Genomic DNA, 23,716 nt, shown 5'->3' with positions numbered 1-23,716 from the left:
CATTGTTTTTTATTAGACGGTTTGTCAAATTAAGTGCAACACTTCTTCCGAGAAGACCTCGTATGCAGTTTTCCAGTTGAGACATTTCCGTGGTCTCCCATTGATCCAGGCGAGCGCTTGAGCGAGTTCAGAACGACTGACCTTTCCGAAATCCGTCCCCTTCGGGAAAAATTCACGGAGAAGACCATTGGCGTTCTCGTTACTTCCACGTTGCCAAGAAGAATACGGATCCGCAAAATACATCGGTACGCCTAACGTTTCACGAATTCGTTCATGACAGCTAAACTCTTTTCCACGATCTGTCGTCGCGGTTTGAAACGTTCCCGACGGGAAGTAGAGATGCAATGCTTTAATCGCTGACTCCATCGAGGCAGCGGACCGATCCTCCATCGGCACAGCGAGATAGAAACGGCTCTTTCGCTCGACGAACGTTGCGACACATGCCTTGGATTTCCCTCTGGCTGAGACGACAGTATCCAGCTCCCAATGTCCAAACGTTTGGCGCCCTTTGACGTCGGCTGGACGTTTACTGATTGGTAATCCGACATTGAAGCGTCCACGCGTCTCACGTGGTTTCTGACGCTTTCCCTTTTGGCGAAGAAAACTAGAATTGGTCTCGACGAGGCCCGTATAGATCCAGCGATAAATTGTCTTGAAGGATAGTCCTTCTTCTTGGAATAAACGTCCGGCAATCTGTTCAGGCGACCATGTCTCGCGTAACTTTTCGAGGATACGAACTCCTTTTTCTAGCGTGAACTTCGTCCGTGCACCGCACTTCTTTTTGCGCTCAACATAACGCTGGTCAGCACAAGAAGCATCATAGTAAGGGTTTCGTTTTAATTCTCGTGAAATCGTAGAAGGTTGACGCCCCAGGCGTCCCGCAATCTTTCGGACGGATAAACCTAAATCGAGATACGTTTCTATTTTGACTCTTTCTGATGTGGTAAGATGAATATAGCTCATAACAAATCCTCCGTTGAATGTGGTGTGGTAACTCCATTCTACACGAGGCCGTTATGGGCTTTTTGTGTTTTCCGTCAGGTGTTGCACTTAATATTACAATTCGTCATTAGAAATGAGCTTTATACTTATAATTAGAAAATAAATGGATATTTTGTTTTCGAGAGAGAGGTGTTTTAAAATGAATATGAATAACGTAAAAACTCAAAAAACCTCTGATCGATCAGCACTAGGTGTATTAAAAGCAGGTACTACTCCTTCATTATCTGGTAGAAAGCCAGTGCACGTAGCAATGTTTAGTGGCGGTGCATCGTCAGCATATGTTGCTTATCATATCGTTCAGAAATATGGAAAAGAGAACTGTGTACTCTTTTTCACTGATACACTTTGGGAAGATATCGATAACTATCGATTCATGGATGAAGTAGCAGAGTATATCGGTATGGAAATTACTACTCGAATAGATGGAAGAACGCCCGATGAAGTTTTCCATGATGTTAAATTCTTGGGTAATTCACGTATGGCTAAATGCTCAGAGGAATTAAAGGTTCGACAAACAATGATTTATTTAGAAGAACTCCGAGATGAGCATAATCTTGAACCAATACTTTATTTCGGTATTGGACCTCATGAGCAACACCGAGCTATCAACCTTCAAAATTTCTACGAGCACAACCCAATTGAACCGATCGAAACACGTTTTCCTATGATTGAAACTTTTAAAGGTGATTTTGATACGAAAGAGATTATTCGTGACGAATGGAAAATTGCATTGCCGCGAATGTATGGTCTAGGTTTTTCTCACGCAAACTGTGCTGGTCGATGTGTCCGAGGAGGCCTAGGTCATTATGCTCTTTTATATAATGTCTGGCCCGAGCAATACGCGGAGCAAGAAGCTATGGAAGAACGCTTCCGTAGTAAGTTTGAGAAAGATGTTTCTATTTTAAAAAGAAATGGTGGACCATTCACATTGCGTGAATACAGAGAACTGATGGATAGAGATGGAATTGAAAAATATTTAAGTGAAAAAGACGATACTATTCCTTGTGTATGTTCTTTCTCATAAATAAAAACTATACAAAAAGGTAGTGGATAAAATCCGCTACCTTTTTGTATAGTTTAACTTGATAAATAAACGTACTTTAGCTCCTAGATGATCATAGTATCTATCAAGATTCTAACTCACTTAAAATCTTGTACACAACGAAGCGAATTTCATCATCCGACATCGTTCTACTACCAGCGTTTACGATTCTGCTTACATTGTTATAGATAGTCTTACCTTTAACAGAGAGCTCGACTTCTTTAATTTCCATAATGGTTTGATTGTCAGTCACTATTTTTATTAATCCATCTTGATTTTGGTTAGTCACCAATAACTGCTTGAAGTTCATCCAAAACGAATCATATGTGACATCTGACCAATCTTTTAATGCAACTCCGACAATTTTTTCGATCAAATACGCTAACCAATCTTCATTCTGAGCGTACTCTGAAACGAATCCAGCTAATATTGAGCTGTTTAATACAAGTTCTTTATTGCTATCAGCCCACTTATAGATGTCTTCGTTTGATTCGATTTCCATCTTAAGAAGAACTTCTTCTTTAATCTGTTCTATCAAAAGACTTAAATGGTTTTCTAATCCTGATTTTAAAATCTTTAAATCACGACTATCTTCAATAATTTTTGCTAGATTAGTAATCGATGCTAGTGGGTCGGTTTCACTATGTCGAATAATTTCTTTGAATTGATTTTCAGCATTAGTTAATTGGTCAGTTACTTGAGTATACCTTGGCAAGTTCCGTAACCATCGGGTTAGCTCTGTAAAAATGATTACAGGCTGTTCTGATAAAGTACCATCAAAGAAAGTAGTATTTAAATCTTTGAGTAGATTTAAATTTGCTGAAGATAATTCATATAGTTCGTATTCATAAAAATCTGCTCTTAACTCTAAAATTTCATATAGCATATCTGCATTCAATTCATGGATATAAAAATCATTTGAATAAAACGCCATCTGATGCCAAGCGTCTTTTAATAGAGCTATTAGTAATAGTGGTATTAGTGGTTCTCTAATGCCATAGGGTTCATGTCTCAATAAATCGTATAAACCAACAATTTTCCCTCTTCTATTCTGTTTGAGATACGAGAGTAAATCGTACCTTAATTTCAGCAGATTATCATCAGCTATTTGACTTAGATTATTTGTATCAATTCCTGTATTTTTAAACATAGTTGCATAAATTAAATAATCCGGACCAAATCCTTGAATATCAAAACTACCTGAAAATGTAGGTGAAAGTAATTGAGACAAGATACTTTTAGCAGCTTTCTTTTGAATGGATGTAACATTCTTTTTGTTGAACCCTTCATTTCTAATTTCCGGCGTTGCTGGGAATCTCTCGAACATCCAATTTGAAATTTTCTTTTCGAGTGAATTCTTTGAATCGATTTTGACAACATCATTATTGATATACCAAGTTAAATTATCTTTCTCAAAATGCCTAATTGGTCGTAAAAGTTTTTCGATTTCAAATCTTATATTCTCTAAATGAATCAAAATTTCCGCTTCTAAATTCTCATCTTGTTGCATTAGTTCTGAAGTATTTAATAGAAGATCTAAGATCATAAATTCATCTAATTTAATAATTAAATCTTTAGTGTTTAACTTCGTAATGCAAACTAAGATATCTTTTCTTTCAGGATTTATTGCGAAGTCCTGGATATTTTTTAATTCTTGATCATTTTTATAGATCATATATAGTATCATTCCATCACCGATAGGGGTATCTAAATTTAAAACGTTTCCCCAGGCAAATTGGGATTCCACAAAACGGGTCATACTTTTAACGCTATTATACTCATGAGGTAGAAAATATTTGTTAGGTAAAAAATCATTTAAAAATTTAATTCTAGTTCCATCATTTATAACTGTTTTAGAACGATATTCTTCTATTAGGAATTCTAAAGAGAGTATAGATCCACTATATAACTCATATGATGAAGCTAGCGGATTGTATCTTATAATCTTTATTTTTTTCAGTTCTTCTATGCTTTCGCGTATTTTCATCTCATTGCTACCTAGTGAAAAGGATAAAAAATCTACAGAAAGTTTAAAAGGCTTATTAGATATATTCAATAAAGTCATTAACTTTACCAGTCTTTTTGCTTCGTTTGATATTTGGTAACTCATTGATAGTCGATAGTACTTTAAATCATCAATTAGATAAAATGAAGATTCATCTGGATAAAAATAATTAAATAACTGATCCGCATAATACCAATCAGTCTCTAGACTAGTCTCATCAAATTGAGATAAAAATGTATATAATGTTCGATCGTTTTGTCCTAGCATATTCGAAAGAATAGGTAATAATCTAATTGTTAATGGATGTATAGGCTGGCACTTCTCTAAAATAAAGTTCTCAACTTCAGATACTTCCATATCTGGAAAAAGATTATACTTTTTTAAATCGTTTTTTATTCTTTCTATATCGTTTAACAAAAATAAGTTTGCTGTATTATCTTCTTTAACAATCTCAAGTATTTTAAATGCTGTTCTATAAAATAAAGAAGGATCACTATCTAGCCGATGCGATTCAAATCTTTTTTCAACTCTTTCTAATTCCTCTTTAGATAAGTTATTACTCTCTGTTGAATACTGTCGAAGACCTGTATGAGTAATAAAGAGTAAGCCTAAGTTCGAAGATCTATTTGCAAATTCAGCGATATCTTGTAAATCTTGCATGGTTTGAAAAATCAACGATTGATTTACACCTTGAAGAAACCTCCCAAACTCATCATAAATAATAAAAAGCCCCATTTTCTTTATAGATAATTGATTAGTTAGGTGTTGAATTTTTTCAACAAATGATGCTTTTGATTCTGAAATATATGTAGCTCCAGAAGTCAAAGTCCCATACATTTTTTTAAATTCCACTATAAATCTTTCATCATTTATAGTAATTCCTTGAATCAATTCCTCTATAGTACATCCAAAAGATGTACATAAATTTACTAATTTCAAATACGTATCTTTATAGTCATTATTCCACAGTTCAATCATTTGAAGAATTTGCTCACTATCTCCTTTAAGAGATAAAACAATTCCTTCTGACTTTAATTTCAACTGAATAGCTTCTAAAATAATTTCGTCAATCCGTCCATTTTTACCTGTAATTGTAATCGGAATCCACTTGATACTATTCTCATATAAATTATTTTTAATTTTATCCGATAAATCATTGTTCAAACCGCTCACATTGTATAAGAACGATTTTACATCTTTACTGTTTTTTCTTGCCGTTATTAACGAGGCGGTAATTGCCCCAACCATTGACTTTCCTGCTCCATATGGACCAATCATAAGATGAGAATTGACTAAGCTTTTTTTGGACAGACTTGATATTATATTCTCCATAATTTCTAACTGATCATTGTTAGGAACAAACATATCAAACAGTTCGGACTTCCCTGTGTCGTACACTACATTAATACTAGGTTGAAACTTTTTCATAGCACTACCTCATTTTCAAAAAATCGTTCCATATAATCTAAGTAACTAGTTTTATCAGTAACCCTAACTACATCGAGACGGTTCGTTCTAGTAAAAATTATTGGATATCTTTTTTGCATCTCCTCTAGACAGTTGACAATTTCAGATCTTGAAAGATTAAAAATTTTCCCCCATAGATTCTCACCCTCTATTAATTCATCAAGACTCACTTCATTGAGTTCATTTCTTTCTGTATAAATCAAAAAAGTGATATAAAGTACTTCAAACTTAAATACCGTATCCAGTGGTGTTTTTTTATAAGTACCTTTAACTGTATTACTTATCAACCCTAACTCTTCGAACGGACTTTTGATAACGTCTTCAGGAGTAGATGAAAGATTATTTGGGCTATACATCTGAATGAGACAATCGATATCTCTTTTTAGTGAATTAGCAGACACTGATTTTTCTAGCGTATGACTGACCCAAGTTTCTAACGTTTCTATTAGTATCGCTTTATCGAAAATCGATTCTCTAAATACATTAAAAAACCAATACCAACTTGTTGCGATTTTTGGATCAGAGGCTAAAGTATAATGCAGAATACTTTTTGTAACAGGATGTTGAATATATTTATCATGTTTATCAACTAGTTCTCCCAAAGAAGTAAGGTGATGTTCTGTTTTTCCTGATTGTCTTTTCTCTTCCATGAGACCTGTTGAGAACAACCAGTACTTCGCTGATTTCGCCATATTTTTTCCTAACCCTAGTTGTTCAAAATGAGTGTCATTATAAAAAAAGCGAGCATCGCTTTTAATTTCATTTAATCCTTTATACAGCCATTGCGGACGTAAGTAAAAACTTTGATGCTGTCCAAAACCCATTCGTAACCCACCTTAATTTTAACAAAGCAAAGTAGCCAGATTACTCTTGGCTACTTTGTAAGTTTAGTTATTTTTAAAGAACCTCATTAAAGCTCGTAAAGATTGTGGCTCTAAATAAGGACTTTTCCCTCTAACTGGTTCTCTATCTTTCTTTAAAAGATAATCACCTTTTCCTGCTAAATTTTCTGCACCACTTGTATCTAATACAACATTCGATGCAACTGCGTCTGTGACTTTTAATCCTAAGCGTGCTAGTAAATTATTTTTAATAGTAGTACTAATAATCTCCGCCTTGGGTGATTGTGTACAAACTATCATATGAATTCCCGCAGCTCGTCCTTTTTGACCAATCCTTTTAATTGCAGTTTCGATGCGTTGTGCAAATTCTTTATCCTGCATCATGAAGTCAGCAAATTCATCAAAAACAATAACAATACGAGGTAAAACTTCTGATGATTTATTTTCTTCAATTAGCGCTTCATTATATTCTTTCAGATTTTTTGCATAAGAATCTTTAAATTTACTATATCGATTTTCCATTTCCATAATCATAACATCTAAATAATCAGCAGAATCCATTAAATCTAATAATACTTTATCAGTATGCTGAACATCTTCAAACATAGAGAATTCAACTTGTTTTGGATCTATAAATACGAACTTCAATTCTTCGGGTGTGTATAGACACATCATAGACATGACAATGGAATTCAAACTTACGCTTTTTCCACTTCCTGTTGATCCAGCGACTAACATATGAGGTTCTGTACCGTTAAAATCAACTGACATCACTTCATTTAAAGGATTTAGTCCAATAGGAACAAGAAAACCATTTTTCAGTTCTGTTTCTGTGATATCTCTTCGAACGTACTTCATAAACTGTGAAAAGAAAATTGTATCAGGATCATTACGATTAATGTCTATATTGATACCATTTCGATCACTAAAAATAGTTGGTGGCGAATCGATATGCAGCCATAAAGGCATATCTTTAGCCTTCTTTTCAACTGCTGTAATACTTTGATCCGACGGAATTCTACCAATAATACGAATGACACTAGCACCTACGATAGTTCGTTCTACTGTAAACTGAACATTGTTTATTCTAAGTTTAGTCTGTAGAGTGTCTGCGTAACTATCCCCTTGTTTTTTCAGTGCTTCATCAAATGATTCTGTTTGTGGAGCTTGAACGTTCTTTAATGCGTGATCTTCTGGGTATTGAGATTCCTCAATATCTTTAACTACTTCGATATCTCGTATTTCATTTTTTATATTCGATTCACTTTGATTCTGTAAGTCGCTTTCCTCTATAACTTTGTCCTTCGGTATTTCAGTCAAAATAAAATTACTATTATCTATTTGTGTATAGTGATTAAAGTATTCACTATCATCAGTTATAGCAACCTGTTCTAATAATACTTCTTCGTCCTGCAGTTCATTATTTACTTCATGATCAGGAACATTCATTTCAGATAAAATGTATGATCTAGTAAAAGTATTTACTGCTATTTCATTTTCGTCTTCTCTTTCGTAATAATGTCCAGGTGAAAGTTCCGAACGACCTTCAAATTCAATATTTTTATTATGAATATAAGCATAAATTGACTTTGTGAATTCAAAATTGATTTGAATGTTTTCGTTATTTCTTAATTCATGTAGTATCGCTAATTCAAATTCTTCATATGCACGCTTATCTTCTAAATGAAGCAAAAATGAATTTAAATATAGATTTCTTTCGAGTGTCGAATCAAATCTTCTAAAGAATTTTTTCAACGTTTTCTCACCGGATATTAATTGAACTTTAGCGTCAGTTACTTCACTAACATAACTTTCTTCCTGTATAAGCTTTAATTCTATTAAATCAAATTTAACATTATACGTTTCTGATTCCGGAGAATATTGAATAGTTGTTTTTAATAAATCCGGACGTTTTTGCCGGGTTCTAAACCACTCTAATTCATCACACATATCCCATAAAACTACAGTATTATCAGACTTTCTATCCTGTAAAACAGTTAAATATACTGATAAAAACTCGTTAACAAATTTCCCGGGTCCTAATGCTCTTAGCACTAGACCACCGGATAATTCTTTTACAACTTTAAGAGCTTTATCAACCTGTTGTATATCTATACTACTAACTTTCAACTGATCTTTTAATCTACTATGGAGACGATCACGATAATAATTGACTTCCATATCCACTTTTGAAGATCTTCTAATTGAGTCTGAAGAAGAAACAAGAACTTTAATTTCTTCTTTTCCTAATCGATTTACATGATAACGAATAATATTCGACCCTTCGGCTACTTGTTTCATTAATAAAGGATCCATAAATCTATCGTAAGTGACAACCCAATTAAACTTTTCATGTGCAAGTTTGTATAGTGTATTTGTTTCTGTACGCGTTACAGATAATCTACCTTTTAATAGACCAATCTTGTTAGGTTCGATGACTAATCCGTCTTTTAAAATCGCTTGCATATTATAAAATTGTTGCATCAACTTTGGTTGGTTAGGTGAAACATAGTTGATTAATCGAGTACCTTCTTTGACAGCTTTAAATTCACGATTCTCATAAAAGACCCAATTTTTATCTGTAAGCTCACATTCTTTGTAGCTTTCCGAGTAAAATTGATGTGGAATTTTTAAGTTGTCACTTTGACCGAAATAATCAATAAACACTGCTAAATCAAAGTCTAGCATGGATGTATCTAGCTTTTCCTCAAGTGTTTTAGGATCGCTAAATGGTAATACATTGATTTCTAATCTAGGAAATTCACCAAACGAATCCACAGCGTTAATGTACTCTTCTTGCGATTGAATCCATCGATTTATCTCATCATAAAGCATTGCAGCTCTCGCAGGACTGTGAATTGTTATATTCAGCTTTTTTAAACTATCATTTTTCAAAATTTGTTCCACACTCTTTTTTACAAACTCTAAATTTGTAACATATAAGAATAAAATATCTAAACAATCCGCAGCATATGGATAAACTCGAACATAATCGTTTGTAACTTTTTCAATTTCTTTCGCAAAGGAAGTTGCTTGGGAGGAAACACTCTCAACTTCTCCACCCTCGATATACGTTCCCTGACCGTATAGTTCATCTTGTGCAAATAGATGATTACCATCCCTAGATACGTAATAAGATGGTGCTAAGTTAGTAAACGATCCTCTTAGATACTCTTTGTACTGCTTTAAATCTTCTACATCTTGGATTTTATTACGTTGTTCCGATGTATCAGAAATATTAGAGAGTAAATTTCCAAAATGAATAAGTTTAAATCCATAAGCAATAAATCTAATAGGATTGAACACAGATACTATTTTCCGTTCAACTTCTGCTTGTTTAACATTTTTAGTTTCAAAAATCTTTATTGTTCCAATTTCATTCAGAAGTGAGTATATTTTCCTAACACTATCTACATCATGATCAGAACACTTTAAAAATGATTCGCTAAGGGCAGCTACTCGATTTAAATCTTCAGTAGTTATTCCTCTATTTTCGTCGATAATAGATTTAAGAATACTAGTGTATTCTGTATTGTATTTTTTAAATTGCTCGATGGGTTCTAACAATCTTTTATCAGACATCAAAGTATAATTTTGTTGTTCATTCAAATACTCATTAAAATCTTCTTCAACTGGCGTACCCTTTTTCGTAACAATAGACTGTAAAAATCCGTTTTGAATTTGATTAATAAACTTTGAGAAACTCGTCTCAATTAACGTTCTACTAGCATCGACTTTAACGATAGATTTCGATATCGAATTTTCATTTTTTAAGAGTCTTAATTTAACAGGAATTACATCAATCTCTTTTGATGCTTCATTGGAACTTTTCAATTCAGAAAGAACAATTACGTTTGAAGATAGCATTGATAAAGATTTCAGATGGAAATTAAAGAATCTAGCTTGTTCTTCAGAAACTTCTATGTTTTGATCAATTGAAATTTCAAAGGAAAGATTACCATTGAATTCTTCATGTTCTATTTCCTCTAACATCACTAAGCTTTCAGATAAAATCGCTTCAAAAATATCAATATACTCAGATGGATTTTCAAGCTTATTTTCAAGATTGATAATTTTTTTTAATATATTTTCTTTTTCAAGTTCTTGTTCATATTCTTCTCGAAATTCTCGAATCGCCTCAATATCATTTTTACTATTTACGGCTTCAACACCGCGATCAAAGCGACTTTCTGCTTCCATTTTTTCTTGTTTTAACTGGTTCTCTTCTTCAATATTATTTGCTTCTCTAATTTTTTCTGCAAAATTGTCTAGAATTATATCTCTTGTATTATTCAATTTATCTTTTAAAGAATTAGACACTTTAAAACCAAAAATTCGTTCTGCATCATTGTAAGAAACTAGACTTAAAAGATCATTATTTCGTCTTTCAACAAACTCCATTGTTTTTTCTAAAAATAATATTTTATCGTTATTAAAGTTTTTCCAAACTTCACTTGAAAAATTATTTTTTTCTTCATTACCAATGAAATTATCCACATTTTTAATCAATTTTTCTGGATCTAAATAATTTACTAAAGTTTTTCTTAGGTGACTTAATAAAAAGTTTTTTCTAAGCTGATTACGAAGTCCCTCTAACGACTCAAACTTTAAATGCTCGTCTTTAAATAATCGAAAATGAGGTAAAGATTTCCCTAAAATCACTTTAAATGTATCATTAGATGTTTCTTTCTCTTGTAACACACTTTCAATATATGCAATAAGCATCGAAAGTTGTAAATCTAGTTCTCCTCTATGTTGATATGCTCCAATTAGTTTGAGTAAATCTTTTATCTGATGTGGTTCTAAATATCCTCTTTCTTGAAGAGATTGATCTAAACTGAAAAAACCATCTGATGATAGTAGCTGTGTTTCATCAATAGAAACAATATCTTTTAAGCTTTGAGCTTCTGGTGTTCGTTCATTCATTAATAAAATTAATGCTTCATTCGTTTTTACATTATTTCGCAACCATACTCCATTTTCATTTTCATTTAAAACAAAGGAATCATAACCATCAATTTGTTTTATAGTTCGTATCAATGGTTCATAAAAGCTTTTGAGTTGAGCTTGATTTTCTAATAGAGCGTTCAAAATGGCTGGAAAGTATTCTTCATTAATTCCTTCTATTTTTACTAATACTTTTTCAGCATTTTTATTTTTATGATCTTTAAGATAATTAAGTAAGTGTTGTGCAATCCAGCTGCCTATTATTTTTTCTTTTTGAGTAATTCTTGCAATCATTTCTTAATGCTCCCTCCCAGTACTTTGAATTAATTAAAATAAGGGTTTGTAACTAGTGCTGTTGCATCTGAGTATTCTTGGAGAAGCCCATTTTGTTTTAATTTTTGTCTCATTTTCTTCTCATTACTTCTAAAATGAGTTAGATTGATTCCTTCTTTTGAATATAACCCAGAATTTTTGGCAGCATTTTCTCCAATAATAATGCGATATTTTTGGAATAATTCATTCAAAAAATCATCATACGGTAAATTATTCTGACCATTAAGTGTTGCATACACTAAAGCACTTAAGACATTATCATGTAGTACATATCGGGCTTTAGATCCTTTTCCAGAAACGATGAACTGACCATCACGAGCTAAAGTTTTCATAATAGGAACTTGTGTTTTCGATAAATCCTCCATATAAAGTTCTACGATACGTAATCTAAGTAACTTTTTAGCGTTATTAATATCTTCAGTCTCTAATGCCTCTATAAGTTTTTTCTTTTTGGCTGCTTGAAGACTAGTAAAATTTAATTCGTTAAAAAATCCAGAATAGCCCTTCACTTTATCTTTTTCGGAGCTATCAAGGCTATTTCTCCACGAATAAATTTTTTCTTCCGCTTTGACTTCAGAGAATATTTCTTCTACTCGGTCTTCTACAAAAGTTTTATAGGCTTCTCTTACTATAGTTTCGTGAATCCGATAAGAATCTTGTGCTAAAAATTTAATTGATTTATTTTGACCTTCTAAGCAATCAATGAAATAATTGCTCGTTTCACCAATAATTTGTTCTGATTGAAAAATCATATAACGATGAAGTTGGAATGTTATGAGCGAAGTTAAAATATCAAACATTTCATAAATATCAATATTTAGCATGAGCAGTGCATTAAGTTCTTCTGCAAATTCTTTATACAATGCTAAATCTGTATTTGGTAATGTTGGGTATTCACTACTTTCCCAACTAGTAATGACAGTTGATAACTCTTCATCTTTGATTAGTGGTGCAGGCTGATCTCCAGTACTATACTCACTAAATGCTTCGTTAATTTGATTAATGACAGCAATTACTCCACTAGAACTAGATAATAGAGTTTTCATGTTTTTCTCGATATTAATTCTTAATTCAGGATTATTTAATGTTCCGTAATGCAACATTAAAAAGTACAGTTCTCCACCACGAGCAAAAAAATTACGCTCATAATTAATTGTTAAATTTTTCAAATTACCTTTATCTCTATTTACACGAACTTCAGAAAAAAGCAAAGATTCGTGGAGAGGATACATCGTTTGAGCGTACCAAGAGCGATCAACTGGTTTTCCCATCGGTGTCATTAGAGGTATAGTTAAATTTTTAAAGAACACCTGTAAATCCTCTAATTGTTTTTCGCTTACTCCAAGTTTCTTTCGAATTACATCTTTTTTCTTTTCTTCGAAAATTGCAATATGACCTTTCGCGCCTTCTTTCTCTCCTTCATAAACAAACTGACGAAATTCAATCATTTTTCTTCGATCATAATACTTCTTTTCTAAACTAAAACCTGTTCCAGCAAACACATTTAAAAACTCTAAAGTATACTCTGGTCCACGCTGACCATCTTTAAACCGATGTCCCCATATTTCAGCACCAATCTTGCTAGAAAATTTTGCACTTTCTTCTTGCATATATAACACCCTTTCAATTACTTTTGCTTAGATTTAAAAATCATCATCTTCAGGTTCAATATCTACAACAGAGTCCCTACCATCACAAATTTCAATTGTCTCTAATACGAATGCTCCTTGAATACGATCGAACTTTAAAATTTGTAAAATATTCTCGTCCTGTTTTTTTAGCGAAATCAATCTATTTCGAAAACTATTAAGTAATATCTCTACGTGTTCTCTTAGAACGTTTAACATGCCTCCGTTACTCAAGCGCATTAAATACTCAAACGTTACTAAATTAATAGCTAATTCTATGCCTTGTACTTTCAAAGTTAACGTTGTACCTGTTTGATCTATTGTTTCATTTTTACCTTGAATATGAAATTCAACTTGATCTAGTCCAATAATTTGATGAACTAATAAACTATCCGAAGATACATACAGCTGATGAGAGGGAGAATATACCATTCTTTTTGCGAAGAATGTATTTAATCCATCGACAAGCTTAATCTTTATAATATGTTCAATTCTTCCTCTATGAAGAATGCTTATGAAATCATATCGATGCCGATAGGGGATTAGTTTTTCAACCTTTTTATTGTCTTGAGATTCAAAGTAATATTTTCTTCTTAACCTTGGAAACCACTTATTCATTAGTTCAATACCGTTCACATTATCACCATGTATATTTGAACGATACATCTTTACATCTTCGTAATAAGCGCCGTTCTCAACATCAATATCCTTACCAAACAAAGTGTGATGTGTGTCTTTTATTTGTTCATTACTACTTAAGTCACCATTAAGTAAAAAGTCATCAATTAAAGAGTCTGAAATATATCCAGGATCTAACGATTTAAATTCTTGAATACCACCAATTTCCTCAAAAACTTCTGGTCTTAGATTATTACCGAAAAAATTCTCATAGTACGATTTTTTTGCTAGTGCTTGAATTGATTCACTATTAGAAGCTTCATGTATATCTTTACAAGACATTCCACCTGTTTGTGTGTAGGCTAAGTGAATGAGTAGCTCTCGCATTGTCATATGCTTACCATTCATATCCAAAGATTTATACATGCGCATCATTCGATTTTTCGTTGTTTTATCACTCAAAGCTAAATGATTGCTATTTATGATGCATTTATTTCTACTAGAACAGTCACTACAAATACTCCAGTTCTGTTCTTCATTCCATCCTTCTACTATTTTTTCAGCATAAATCGACGATGAGGCGTACAACAAGTTATAAACTTTTATTTCTTTCGTAGCTTCTAATTCCTTATTGTTTGATATAAATTGAGGAATAACGATACTTTTTAATTTATTTAATTCAGGATATTTTACAAGAGTATGCGTTAATTTCCCTTCGTTAGCCGCAATAAGGAAATATACATTGGAAAAATTATTTTCGAGTGTATCTTGTAATTTTTTTAATTCCTCAACAATTACTTCATTTCTCAATTCTGATAAATCTTTTATTATTCGAATTCTGTAGTTGTTATATACAATTTCTTTAATACCAGATTCAGGCCATCCTTGAAATTCATCTTCTACTAATTGATCGTATACGTTCCTGCAAATCCTAGTTTTTCCATCTCCTGCGTTTCCTGTTATGATAATAGAGCGTGGCTGTGTTGAAAGTTCTTCGATAATTTTTTTGTTAATATTAGTATCGATACTGTACTCAATTTTTTTTGTATGTTCATCAAATATCTTTGAATAGTCTGCTGTTGTAAGATCATATTGATGCATAAAAGAAACAAAAGGATTGATTTGGTTTTGCATTATAAAGTCTCCTTAAACTATTGATGTCAATTGTAATAACCTACCTTATAAATTATATCATTTATGGGTTTTTATTCATATTGTGAGATTATTTTTTTGTAATTATAGTAATATTGATTTATATTAATAAAATTTATATGGAGGGTCTTTTTATGAATTTTCTCAAAATCGAAACAACCAACGCACCTGCTGCGATTGGTCCTTATTCACAAGGCTTTATCGCTAACGGTACGTTATACGCATCGGGTCAAATTCCGATCAATCCCGCGACGGGTGAAATGGTCGCTGGTGGCATTACGGAGCAGACGGAGCAGGTTATGAAAAATGTTGATGCCATCTTAAAAGAAACCGGTCTGACACCGGACCGTGTCGTCAAAACGACGTGTTACTTAACGAGCATGGATCATTTTGCTGCATTTAATGACATCTACTCGGACTACTTTGCTCCGCACAACCATTTCCCGGCCCGATCCTGTATCGCCGTCAAAGAGTTGCCGAAAGGTGCTTTGGTCGAGGTTGAGATTTTAGGGTTAGTCTAATGACTTGGAACACGTCACGTTTGGTGGCGTGTTTTTTATCTGCGTAATCCCCAATGTCCTGTCCCTTTGCCGGTCTCACTGTAGAATAAATCCTGCGTCCCTTCATATAGTTCACACTCACTCGCATGGAGATAAATCAATTTTCGAATTCGTGCTTCTAATCCCGCTTCCGTCGAAAAACGTGAAAGATCCAAATCACTCCGCTCTCGTACACGCTGGTAAAGCTCCGTCAAATCCAGTTGTCGTCCTGTCCCTAAGATGTCGATGATGGCTTCTAAAAGTGCTTTACTGCTTTCATTCATTCGGCTACCTCCCTTCATTCCGTCATGTGTTCCTTCGTCCGCTGTTTCGCTTCCAGTGACATCGCCACCACTATCGCAATCAATTGTGGAATCAGCATCAAGAGACTGACGAACAAAATCAGTTGTTCCGCCGTCAACGGTTTGAAATAGCCGTCAAAGCCATAGGCATCTGTTTGACCTGCAAAATAAATGGAGACGAAGTAAGACAGAACATTACCGGTCATCACAAACAGCAGATGAACCCATCGTTGACCGGTGAAAGCGAGAACCGTGAATCCGGCGAGTAACAGCACATAACCAAGTAATGTCCCTGTCTTGAAGTCTTCGAGTAACGCCAGGTAGACGAATGGAATACAATAGCCTGCTAAGACAGCTAACCCGATCCACCACTTCTTCATCCAAACTCCCCCACGTCCCTTTCGAACTGACGGTACAGCCAATCCCGAAGCAATTCCCAGCCATCCGGATAGGCGTTACTGCCCTGAGACGCTCCTTTTCTCTCTAATCCGGTCCAGCTGATTTCCCAATATGTCCCGTCGAGAATCAGCCATTCCGTCGTGTATTGCGCTTGCCAGTCGATGACACCGGCTTTCTCTAAACGTCGTGTCAGCTCCTGCTGTTGCCGTCGGGACAAGAGAACGATCGTTTCTTCTCCTGCCCCCTCTTCCAGTCGTAATTCCTCGGTCGCCGCCGTCCACGTAAATACTTGTTCTTCTCCCATACCGGATTCCCGGTAGCGGAATTGATGGATTGGAGTGTCGCTCATTTTCATCTGCCCTTCCTCGTTCACTCCTGTTATTTCCAGTATAATTCATTTTCCGTTTTCTACCTATCTCAAAAAATGATTAGGTTCTGATGATGCACTTATTTCCAATCGGCAGTTGCTTTTTCATCTTTCTGATTCTATACTGTTAATAACAGTTAAGTGTTAATAACAGTCATAAATCATGATGGATCAGGAGGGATTTACGTTGAAACATACCGGTCGCCATACAGGCGCTTTTTTACTCTTATTCCTTGCGAAAGGTCCCACCTATGGCGGGGATCTGCTCCAACGCTGCGAGCAGGAATTGCCGTTTAATCCGATTGATAGTGCGATTCTCTACCGGACACTCAAAAAGCTTGAAGAAGAAGGTTTTGTCACCTCCATCGTCACGACGTCTCCTCAAAACAAGATGGTGAAAATGTATCAGATAACATCGTCCGGTCGGGCACAGCTCGACCGCTTTCATGAGGACATCGAACAAAAACTGCAAAATCTGCTGTATTTCCAGACGCATTATGCAAAACAGGTGAAATCCGATGGGTAACAGCATCGTGCTGTATGGACTGGTGCTTCTTCTATCCAGTTTTTCCTTCTACAAAGACAAACAAAAGACACAGGCGGCGTTTGCGAAAGCCTGGAAAATCTTTACGAACCTGTTGCCGGATCTTCTGGCCATTCTGTTGTTCGTCGGTTTGTCGTTATCGATTCTGTCGCCTTCCCAAATTTCAGTCTTACTCGGACAGGATGCCGGATTTCTTGGTATCGCACTGTCACTCGTCATCGGGGCGATTGCTCTGATTCCGAGCTTTGTCGTCTTCCCGCTCGGAGCGACCTTGCTTGAGAACGGTGCCGGACTGGCACAAGTCTCGGCTTTAATGGCTTCACTGATGGCCGTCGGAATCATGACGATCCCGTTAGAGAGCCGCCTGTTTGGCAAACGGTTTGCTTACGTGCGCAACCTGTCCGCCCTTTTAATGTGTCTGTTCTTTTCGTTACTTGTCATGGAGGTGCTTGGATGAAACACATCAAAACATACGGCTTCTTCCTCACGATGTCCGTCCTCCTGCTCGGACTTCTGCTCGTTGATCCGGTACGCGGTCAGCATGCCGCCCGGCTCAGTTTTAACAGTCTGCTCGATATGCTGCTTCTGTTGCCACCGATTTTGGTACTGGTCGGTCTACTTGATCAATGGATCAAAAAAGACACCTTGCTAAAATACATGGGACCAGATGCAGGGGCTCAAGGGTATTTGTATGTCTTATTACTGGCTGCCATCGCAGCCGGTCCGCTCTATGTCGCTTTTCCCGTCGCTGTCCTTCTGCTTGAAAAAGGGGCCAGCGTCCGGTATGTCGTCTTTTTCCTCGGAGCGTTTACGACGGTCAAGTTGCCGGTCCTGCTGTATGAAATCTCTTCGTTTGGTCTTGTCTATACCGCGCTTCACATCGGATTCGGTCTGCTGTTCTTTTTCATGACGGCCCAACTTTTTGAACGGTATCAGACCGCTTTGCAGATGAAATCATTTTAAACAGAGGAGGTTTTTTCATGAGAGATCAACAACTGTTTCTCTTTGGCGGCGGTCCGCCGTTCACTCCAATGCTTTTCCAACAATTCGTCTCTTGTCTCGACCAATCGGGACCGGTTGCCTTACTGTATGTACCGCGTCCCGGCTCAAACTGGGACGCTTATGCCCCGACCTATACGGATGTATTAACGGCAAATGGTGCGACAGATTTCTTCCACTTTCCGTTGTCTGCGCGTCCGACACCTGAACAACTCGAACAGTTAGCCGGAAGTTCCGGGATCATCATCTCGGGCGGGGAAACGGAACGGTATCAACAGTTCATCGTCGGCACACCGATCGGCACCATCATTCAAGAACGGTTTCAGCACGGTGTTCCCGTCGCCGGATTTTCAGCCGGTGCCTTATTGATGCCGGACGAGTGTAGGATTCCCGCGATTGACCAACGGAACGGTCAAGCCTTAGTTCTGAAGGGTCTCGGACTGTTAGCGGACGCTGTAATTTCCGTCCATTACGATACGTGGCAGGAAGAAACGAACTTACGGCAAGCGTTCCTTTCAACAAGCAGTACATCCGGCTACGGTTTACCGGAACGAAGCGGCATTTATCTGAAGAATGGTCGGCTGATGCAACAGGAAGGACGAGAAGCTGTCCTTCTCAACCAATAGGAGGAAATCATATGACAACGATCGTAACAGCCGTCAAAGGCATCGTGCAATACGACAACCGAATCTTAATCGTTCAGCGTGCTGCTGCCGACTCCGGGGGCGGAACGTGGGAATGCCCGGGCGGAAAAATCGATTTCGGTGAGTTGCCGGAAGACAGTCTGATCCGGGAAATCTGCGAAGAGACCGGATTGACGGTCACCGTCGACCGCATTGCGTATGCTTCGAGTCTGATGACGCATCCTGACAGGCAAGTCATCCTGCTCGTCTATTTCTGCACGGCAACAAGCGGTGCTGTCGAACTATCCGACGAGCACGACGATTATCTGTGGGCAGATGAATCGACATTCCGCCAACAGATTGCACCGAATATCCTCGCTGATTTTGAACGGCATCAGATTTTCCCGCAACTGGTTTCATCTTAAAGACATGTCTGCCTTATATGAATCCAACACCGGACGACATCTATTCGGACACGTCACTTTTAGTGGCGTGTTTTTTTTGGTGTACACTCCATTTCTTTTACCGCTGTATTTTAAAAAGTCGTTATTTTTGTTGAAATGGCTCCCATCATATATTTAATTTGGTTAATTATTTAAAATCACCTTGTATTCGAACGTAAAGATTCCTAGAATGAACGAGTACGTCACGGAAAAGGAGTCGAACCATGAAACACACACTTACATATTTCACTTTGCCACTGGCCGCTCTTCTGTTAACCGGATGCGCGACGGAAGAACCGGCTTCGCAAGAGCCGAAAGTCGAGCAACAGACTGTCCAGAAGGAAGCACCCGAAAAGGCTGAACCTGTTCAAAAAGAAACGGAGCCGGAAGACTCCGCTCCCTCAAAGAAGGCTGACACAAAATCCGCAGAACCAACAGTCCCCGCTTCGAATAAAGCCTTGTTCTCCGGTTACAAACAGATCAATGTCGACGGCGGTGATCTGTCGGGAAACCGGGAGCCAAACGTCGTCGTTGATATCGGTTTCGGCGACCGCAAGTACTGGGCGTTTACGAACGAACACGCCCAACTCGTCAAAGTCGTCGCCAAAGAAATCACCTTACAACATGATTCAGAGGAGATGACGTCATCCGGCCGTTACTATTCGGACGAAGCAAAAGTCCCAGGTGTCGAAGATGCTCAATTAGACGAGGGACACATCATTGCCGATTCACTCGGTGGTGTCTCGAACGCCTACAACATCACGCCGCAAGACAGCACACTCAACCGCTACGGCGATCAAGCCTATATGGAGAACAGCATCCGCCAAGCCGGTGACGTGACGGATTTTGAGGCGATCATCACCTACCCCGATACCAAGACGCAAATTCCGTCTCATTATCAGTACACGTATACGTTAAAGGGCAATGTCATCGTCGATGATTTCGACAATGTGAATCCGGATGAAGTCAATGCCGCACTCGGGTTGACAGAAAACGAGGATAAGACAGCAGAAGCTGCTGTTGAAACGGCACCTGCTCCGGACACGGGTGATGTCTCAACTGTCGATACCGACGGCAACGGACAAGTCACGATCCAAGAAGCGAAAGATGCCGGTTTCCGCATGCCGATTACGGATGATCATTGGCTGTACTCTCACATGCGGGACAATGACCAGGACGGGATGGTCGGCGAATAATTTTTACGTGCAACATGAAACAGGCGGACTCCTCGGAGCCCGCCTGTTTGTGTTGGGTTATTCTTCGCTGTAGCCGACGACCTTGTTCCGTCCCGTCTGTTTCGCTTGATAAAGGGACTGATCTGCCTTTTGGACGACTTCAAACGATGTCTCGCCTTGATCCGACGAGGCCGCCCCGATTGATAACGTGACATGGAATGCCGGATACGTGCTAAAGACGAAATGTTGATCCGCACACGCCGAGCGAATCGTTTCACCGAGCCGGACGGCTTCTTTGAGCGTAATATCCGGCAATAACAAGACAAACTCTTCCCCACCGTAACGACCGACCATCGCCTGATCCGGACAACAGTGTTCGAGCAGATGACTCAATTGACGTAAGACGACGTCACCCCCGTCATGGCCATATGTATCATTGACCGACTTAAAAAAGTCGATGTCGACGATCAAGACGGAAAAGGCAAAACCATCTTTGTCATAAGACGCAAGGGTCTCGTCGAGTTTACGCCGGTTCGCAAGATTCGTCAGACCGTCCGTCAAGGCAAGCTCCTGTTGCATCTGAACGAACTGGAAATGTTTCCGTAGCTCCTGTAGGAAACGATACGTGACATAGCCTCCAAGGAGAATGAAGATGATATAGACGAGTGAAATTTCGAGAAACCGAGTGAATGTTTCTGTTAATAAATAGAGTGCCGGTAGGCTATAACCGATCCCAATCACAATCAAAATCAAATAGTCTTTGAGCGTATGGGACGCAAAGCGACGGTAAACGCTCGCCGTGACGAGTAAAGCACTACAAATCAGAGCCGTTAAAATCAACCCTTCATAGGCGCCCGGTGGTGTGATGATGAAACGTGCCCCAATGATTGCGACCATCGTGATACCACCACTGACCCACCCTCCGTAATAAAAGGCGGTCACGAGGGCGACGAGTCGTAAATCAACTTTTGCCCCGTCATAGGTGACGCTGTTCAGGACAAGTAATATACTGATCAAACCGGCAATCACCCCAACAATCAGCCGAATCCGAATCGGAGACGTCGGTGAAATCCGTTTGATGTGCCGGAGCGGTAAAAAGGCAAACAAGAGTGATGTAATCAACAATGAAAAATTCAACAGAAACTGATTAAACTGACTCAACATGATATACGGACATCCCTTCGTCTGACAAACTCCCTACTCTGTATAGTTCTTTATCGGATCGTTTACTTCCTGTTTTGACCATGCCAGAGGTTTCCATTTTTTTGATGAGGGAAACATTCCATACAGGCTTTGCCTATTTTGGATAAGGGGGATTATTATAATGGACATGAAAGAAGAAAAACGTAAGAGTAAGATGCCGTTCTTTATCATTCTCGCCATTGTAGTTTTTGTCATCGTCGTTGCCGCTTTGATCATCTATGTCACGTCCGAGCCAAAAGAAGAAGCCCGGCAGGTGTTACAGATGATGACAACAAGTTTCGTCTCGTCGTACTTACCACATGCAAGCTGACACCAGACATCCTCGGATGTCTTTTTTTGTGTAGCAAACCTTTACAAGAACACTACGGTTTCTTCATACAATCTACCCCTTCACTTTCCGATAGGAAGAATGGAGGAGATGAGACTGATGAAGCAACCTACAGAGAAAAAAAGACTGCTCGCCCAGCAATTGAATAACTGGTTGATCCCGATCGTCGCGGCGGGACTCTTAGTGATCAGCGCACTAAGCGTCGAAGAGTTATACCGGACCTCGACGAAGTCCGTCAGTGAACGGCTCGAACGGGAGATGACGATGCTTGATGCCAATATCCGTTCGATCTACTTAGCCTATCCGGAAGACGAACAGGAGCGGACACGCGCCATCAAACGTTTGAAGAATCAGCAACTCGCAGATATGGCACGCGACGACTATGATGCGGCCATCCAGTCGTTAGCGACAAAAAACGTAGCCATCCAGCCGTTAGCGTTGACGACGAAACAGAAAAAAGACGTCACGCAACAATTGAAGAAAACACGCGTGATGACGTTTACGAGTAACGATCGATTCGTTCTCGCCATGTCGATTCCAGAAGTCAATGATGTGTTGTTTTTATCGGTCGATCAAGCACGATTGGTCGCGCCTGCTAAAGCACTCGCCTTGAAACTCGGTGTGCTCGGAATCATCGTCCTGTGTTTCGTCAGCCTGTTGATCCGCGCCCGTATCAAAAAACAACTGGCGCCCTTGTCCGTCCTCTCGTTAAAAATCGAGGAGGCCTATGCGAGACGAACCTATCAACCGATCCAGATCCACTCGACGACCTTTGAATTACAGCAACTGACCCATCAATACAATCAACTGATGCAGCAAGTCGGAACCTTAACGCAAGAAATCGCGATTGCGAGCGAACGACTCGAAGCGACGCAACCCGGTTTTTCCGCACAGCTCGACTCGATTGATGCATCCGTCCTTGCCGTTCATCAGGTGGCGACGTCTTTGACGGACCAGTCGACTCAGATGGAGCAGATTGTCGAAGAATCGAGCCGATCCCTTACGACCTCGATCGATGCACTCGCGACGATGGATCAATCGATTCAGACCAGTCACCAACGGGTCATCACCTTTAATGACGCAGCAACGTCCAGTCATCAAATCCTTGAGTCGTTGCAACAAGATACGACGTTGCTGCAAACTTTGTCGTCGAAGACGTCACACTCGCTTGAAGACGCAACGGTACGCAATCAGCAAATGAACGCATCGATCCGTTACATCCAACAAGTAGCGGAAGCGACACGACGCTTATCGCTCAACGCCTTGATCGAAGCAACCCGCGCCGGCGAAGAAGGCCGCGGTTTCGTCATCGTCGCCAAAGAAGTCGAGTCGCTTGCGCTCGATATCAAACGGAGCATCGATCAGATCAATCAAGCCAATCGCGATTTGACGGCCAGCATCGGGCAGATCGAACAAGATGTCTTGCAGATGACGACACAAATCGAGACGACCCACAAACAGCTTGAACAAAGCACTCGACAGATGGTTTCCGTTCTGCATAATGCCCAACTGATTGAAGCCTCACTCGTTCAGGTCGAGACGGACCGGACACTGGTCCATTCGTTGCAACCGCGAATCCGGGAACATTTCCAGCTGATTCAGACGATTTTGCTGGAATTGACTACCTACAGTCAGGCTCTTGAAACCAATATTCAAGCGAACAGCGAACGACAACGTGAACTAAAGTCACATGGTCACATCATCGGGGAACAAATCGAGTCCCTCAACCGGACGATTGTTGGTCCGTCCCATTAAAGA

General features: G+C 38.4%; 20 protein-coding genes. 10 read left to right on the top strand and 10 right to left on the bottom strand.

The features are described 5' to 3' along the window. Nucleotides 1–24: 24 nt before the first annotated feature. Complete coding sequence (locus tag P404_RS0109875) at nucleotides 25–963, bottom strand: IS30 family transposase (protein ID WP_026830089.1); 939 nt, start codon at nucleotides 961–963, stop codon at nucleotides 25–27. Between the two features lie 184 nt (nucleotides 964–1,147). Here P404_RS0109875 and P404_RS0109870 point away from each other — a divergent pair, with 184 nt between their 5' ends. After that, a complete protein-coding gene (locus tag P404_RS0109870; protein ID WP_236624360.1) occupies nucleotides 1,148–2,026 on the top strand; it encodes a phosphoadenosine phosphosulfate reductase domain-containing protein in 879 nt (292 codons plus the stop codon). A 103-nt stretch (nucleotides 2,027–2,129) separates the two neighbouring features. Here the strand turns inward: P404_RS0109870 and P404_RS0109865 are convergent, their stop codons facing one another. The 5 genes from P404_RS0109865 to P404_RS0109845 all read right to left on the bottom strand — a co-directional run bounded on the left by P404_RS0109865 (nucleotide 2,130) and on the right by P404_RS0109845 (nucleotide 15,018). Continuing rightward, complete coding sequence (locus tag P404_RS0109865) at nucleotides 2,130–5,477, bottom strand: hypothetical protein (RefSeq protein WP_026830647.1); 3,348 nt, start codon at nucleotides 5,475–5,477, stop codon at nucleotides 2,130–2,132. Then, a complete protein-coding gene (locus P404_RS0109860) occupies nucleotides 5,474–6,340 on the bottom strand; it encodes a DUF4007 family protein (RefSeq protein WP_026830646.1) in 867 nt (288 codons plus the stop codon). Before P404_RS0109860 ends, P404_RS0109865 begins: the two co-directional genes overlap by 4 nt. Nucleotides 6,341–6,403: 63 nt before the next feature. After that, a complete protein-coding gene (locus P404_RS0109855) occupies nucleotides 6,404–11,599 on the bottom strand; it encodes an FtsK/SpoIIIE domain-containing protein (protein ID WP_026830645.1) in 5,196 nt (1,731 codons plus the stop codon). Between the two features lie 29 nt (nucleotides 11,600–11,628). After that, nucleotides 11,629–13,248, bottom strand: a complete 1,620-nt coding sequence (locus tag P404_RS0109850) for a hypothetical protein (RefSeq protein ID WP_026830644.1) — start codon at nucleotides 13,246–13,248, stop codon at nucleotides 11,629–11,631. A 33-nt stretch (nucleotides 13,249–13,281) separates the two neighbouring features. Continuing rightward, the gene (locus P404_RS0109845; protein ID WP_026830643.1) at nucleotides 13,282–15,018 is read right to left on the bottom strand and encodes a hypothetical protein; all 1,737 of its coding nucleotides are present in this window, start codon (nucleotides 15,016–15,018) and stop codon (nucleotides 13,282–13,284) included. A gap of 152 nt (nucleotides 15,019–15,170) precedes the next feature. On the opposite strand from P404_RS0109845, the gene P404_RS0109840 reads away from it, so the two are divergent. Continuing rightward, nucleotides 15,171–15,557 (top strand): RidA family protein, encoded by a 387-nt coding sequence (locus tag P404_RS0109840; RefSeq protein ID WP_026830642.1) that lies wholly within the window; start codon nucleotides 15,171–15,173, stop codon nucleotides 15,555–15,557. A 35-nt stretch (nucleotides 15,558–15,592) separates the two neighbouring features. Here P404_RS0109840 and P404_RS0109835 read toward each other — a convergent pair whose 3' ends face one another. The 3 genes from P404_RS0109835 to P404_RS0109825 are packed head-to-tail and all read right to left on the bottom strand — an operon-like array spanning nucleotide 15,593 to nucleotide 16,631. Beyond that, nucleotides 15,593–15,859, bottom strand: coding sequence for a hypothetical protein (locus P404_RS0109835; RefSeq protein ID WP_034774156.1), 267 nt, complete (start codon nucleotides 15,857–15,859; stop codon nucleotides 15,593–15,595). A 14-nt stretch (nucleotides 15,860–15,873) separates the two neighbouring features. Next, complete coding sequence (locus P404_RS0109830) at nucleotides 15,874–16,257, bottom strand: hypothetical protein (protein WP_026830640.1); 384 nt, start codon at nucleotides 16,255–16,257, stop codon at nucleotides 15,874–15,876. After that, nucleotides 16,254–16,631 (bottom strand): hypothetical protein, encoded by a 378-nt coding sequence (locus P404_RS0109825; RefSeq protein WP_026830639.1) that lies wholly within the window; start codon nucleotides 16,629–16,631, stop codon nucleotides 16,254–16,256. Before P404_RS0109825 ends, P404_RS0109830 begins: the two co-directional genes overlap by 4 nt. A 199-nt stretch (nucleotides 16,632–16,830) precedes the next feature. Between P404_RS0109825 and P404_RS0109820 the strand changes: the two genes are divergently transcribed. The 6 genes from P404_RS0109820 to P404_RS0109795 all read left to right on the top strand — a co-directional run bounded on the left by P404_RS0109820 (nucleotide 16,831) and on the right by P404_RS0109795 (nucleotide 20,448). Further along, nucleotides 16,831–17,169, top strand: coding sequence for a PadR family transcriptional regulator (locus P404_RS0109820; RefSeq protein WP_026830638.1), 339 nt, complete (start codon nucleotides 16,831–16,833; stop codon nucleotides 17,167–17,169). After that, nucleotides 17,162–17,644: a hypothetical protein gene (locus tag P404_RS0109815; RefSeq protein ID WP_026830637.1), complete on the top strand. Its 483-nt coding sequence runs from the start codon at nucleotides 17,162–17,164 to the stop codon at nucleotides 17,642–17,644. Before P404_RS0109820 ends, P404_RS0109815 begins: the two co-directional genes overlap by 8 nt. Next, complete coding sequence (locus P404_RS0109810; protein ID WP_026830636.1) at nucleotides 17,641–18,150, top strand: permease; 510 nt, start codon at nucleotides 17,641–17,643, stop codon at nucleotides 18,148–18,150. The genes P404_RS0109815 and P404_RS0109810 overlap by 4 nt, the downstream gene beginning before the upstream one ends. A 17-nt stretch (nucleotides 18,151–18,167) precedes the next feature. Further along, a complete protein-coding gene (locus P404_RS0109805; protein WP_026830635.1) occupies nucleotides 18,168–18,812 on the top strand; it encodes a Type 1 glutamine amidotransferase-like domain-containing protein in 645 nt (214 codons plus the stop codon). 11 nt (nucleotides 18,813–18,823) lie between these two features. Next, on the top strand, nucleotides 18,824–19,234 hold the full coding sequence (locus tag P404_RS0109800; RefSeq protein ID WP_026830634.1) for an NUDIX hydrolase: 411 nt from the start codon (nucleotides 18,824–18,826) through the stop codon (nucleotides 19,232–19,234). A gap of 242 nt (nucleotides 19,235–19,476) precedes the next feature. Next, nucleotides 19,477–20,448, top strand: a complete 972-nt coding sequence (locus P404_RS0109795; protein ID WP_026830633.1) for a DNA/RNA non-specific endonuclease — start codon at nucleotides 19,477–19,479, stop codon at nucleotides 20,446–20,448. A gap of 57 nt (nucleotides 20,449–20,505) precedes the next feature. On the opposite strand, the gene P404_RS0109790 is transcribed toward P404_RS0109795, so the two are convergent. Next, complete coding sequence (locus P404_RS0109790; protein ID WP_026830632.1) at nucleotides 20,506–21,591, bottom strand: GGDEF domain-containing protein; 1,086 nt, start codon at nucleotides 21,589–21,591, stop codon at nucleotides 20,506–20,508. Between the two features lie 160 nt (nucleotides 21,592–21,751). Here P404_RS0109790 and P404_RS0109785 point away from each other — a divergent pair, with 160 nt between their 5' ends. Then, nucleotides 21,752–21,940, top strand: coding sequence for a hypothetical protein (locus P404_RS0109785; RefSeq protein ID WP_026830631.1), 189 nt, complete (start codon nucleotides 21,752–21,754; stop codon nucleotides 21,938–21,940). 117 nt (nucleotides 21,941–22,057) lie between these two features. Further along, a complete protein-coding gene (locus P404_RS0109780; RefSeq protein WP_026830630.1) occupies nucleotides 22,058–23,713 on the top strand; it encodes a methyl-accepting chemotaxis protein in 1,656 nt (551 codons plus the stop codon). Nucleotides 23,714–23,716: the final 3 nt, after the last annotated feature.

This window comes from Exiguobacterium antarcticum DSM 14480 (genome assembly GCF_000685865.1).
Lineage (GTDB): Bacteria > Bacillota > Bacilli > Exiguobacteriales > Exiguobacteriaceae > Exiguobacterium_A > Exiguobacterium_A antarcticum.
Note: the sequence above shows the minus strand (reverse complement) of the source record. Positions and strands in the feature narration are given on the sequence as shown.

What these genes read in the sequence shown, in the direction of transcription:
- P404_RS0109875 (WP_026830089.1), bottom strand. Translation starts at nt 963, where the DNA reads ATGAGCTATATTCATCTTACCACATCAGAAAGAGTCAAAATAGAAACG.
- P404_RS0109870 (WP_236624360.1), top strand. Translation starts at nt 1,148, where the DNA reads ATGAATAACGTAAAAACTCAAAAAACCTCTGATCGATCAGCACTAGGT.
- P404_RS0109865 (WP_026830647.1), bottom strand. Translation starts at nt 5,477, where the DNA reads ATGAAAAAGTTTCAACCTAGTATTAATGTAGTGTACGACACAGGGAAG.
- P404_RS0109860 (WP_026830646.1), bottom strand. Translation starts at nt 6,340, where the DNA reads ATGGGTTTTGGACAGCATCAAAGTTTTTACTTACGTCCGCAATGGCTG.
- P404_RS0109855 (WP_026830645.1), bottom strand. Translation starts at nt 11,599, where the DNA reads ATGATTGCAAGAATTACTCAAAAAGAAAAAATAATAGGCAGCTGGATT.
- P404_RS0109850 (WP_026830644.1), bottom strand. Translation starts at nt 13,248, where the DNA reads ATGCAAGAAGAAAGTGCAAAATTTTCTAGCAAGATTGGTGCTGAAATA.
- P404_RS0109845 (WP_026830643.1), bottom strand. Translation starts at nt 15,018, where the DNA reads ATGCAAAACCAAATCAATCCTTTTGTTTCTTTTATGCATCAATATGAT.
- P404_RS0109840 (WP_026830642.1), top strand. Translation starts at nt 15,171, where the DNA reads ATGAATTTTCTCAAAATCGAAACAACCAACGCACCTGCTGCGATTGGT.
- P404_RS0109835 (WP_034774156.1), bottom strand. Translation starts at nt 15,859, where the DNA reads ATGAATGAAAGCAGTAAAGCACTTTTAGAAGCCATCATCGACATCTTA.
- P404_RS0109830 (WP_026830640.1), bottom strand. Translation starts at nt 16,257, where the DNA reads ATGAAGAAGTGGTGGATCGGGTTAGCTGTCTTAGCAGGCTATTGTATT.
- P404_RS0109825 (WP_026830639.1), bottom strand. Translation starts at nt 16,631, where the DNA reads ATGAAAATGAGCGACACTCCAATCCATCAATTCCGCTACCGGGAATCC.
- P404_RS0109815 (WP_026830637.1), top strand. Translation starts at nt 17,162, where the DNA reads ATGGGTAACAGCATCGTGCTGTATGGACTGGTGCTTCTTCTATCCAGT.
- P404_RS0109810 (WP_026830636.1), top strand. Translation starts at nt 17,641, where the DNA reads ATGAAACACATCAAAACATACGGCTTCTTCCTCACGATGTCCGTCCTC.
- P404_RS0109805 (WP_026830635.1), top strand. Translation starts at nt 18,168, where the DNA reads ATGAGAGATCAACAACTGTTTCTCTTTGGCGGCGGTCCGCCGTTCACT.
- P404_RS0109800 (WP_026830634.1), top strand. Translation starts at nt 18,824, where the DNA reads ATGACAACGATCGTAACAGCCGTCAAAGGCATCGTGCAATACGACAAC.
- P404_RS0109795 (WP_026830633.1), top strand. Translation starts at nt 19,477, where the DNA reads ATGAAACACACACTTACATATTTCACTTTGCCACTGGCCGCTCTTCTG.
- P404_RS0109790 (WP_026830632.1), bottom strand. Translation starts at nt 21,591, where the DNA reads ATGTTGAGTCAGTTTAATCAGTTTCTGTTGAATTTTTCATTGTTGATT.
- P404_RS0109785 (WP_026830631.1), top strand. Translation starts at nt 21,752, where the DNA reads ATGGACATGAAAGAAGAAAAACGTAAGAGTAAGATGCCGTTCTTTATC.
- P404_RS0109780 (WP_026830630.1), top strand. Translation starts at nt 22,058, where the DNA reads ATGAAGCAACCTACAGAGAAAAAAAGACTGCTCGCCCAGCAATTGAAT.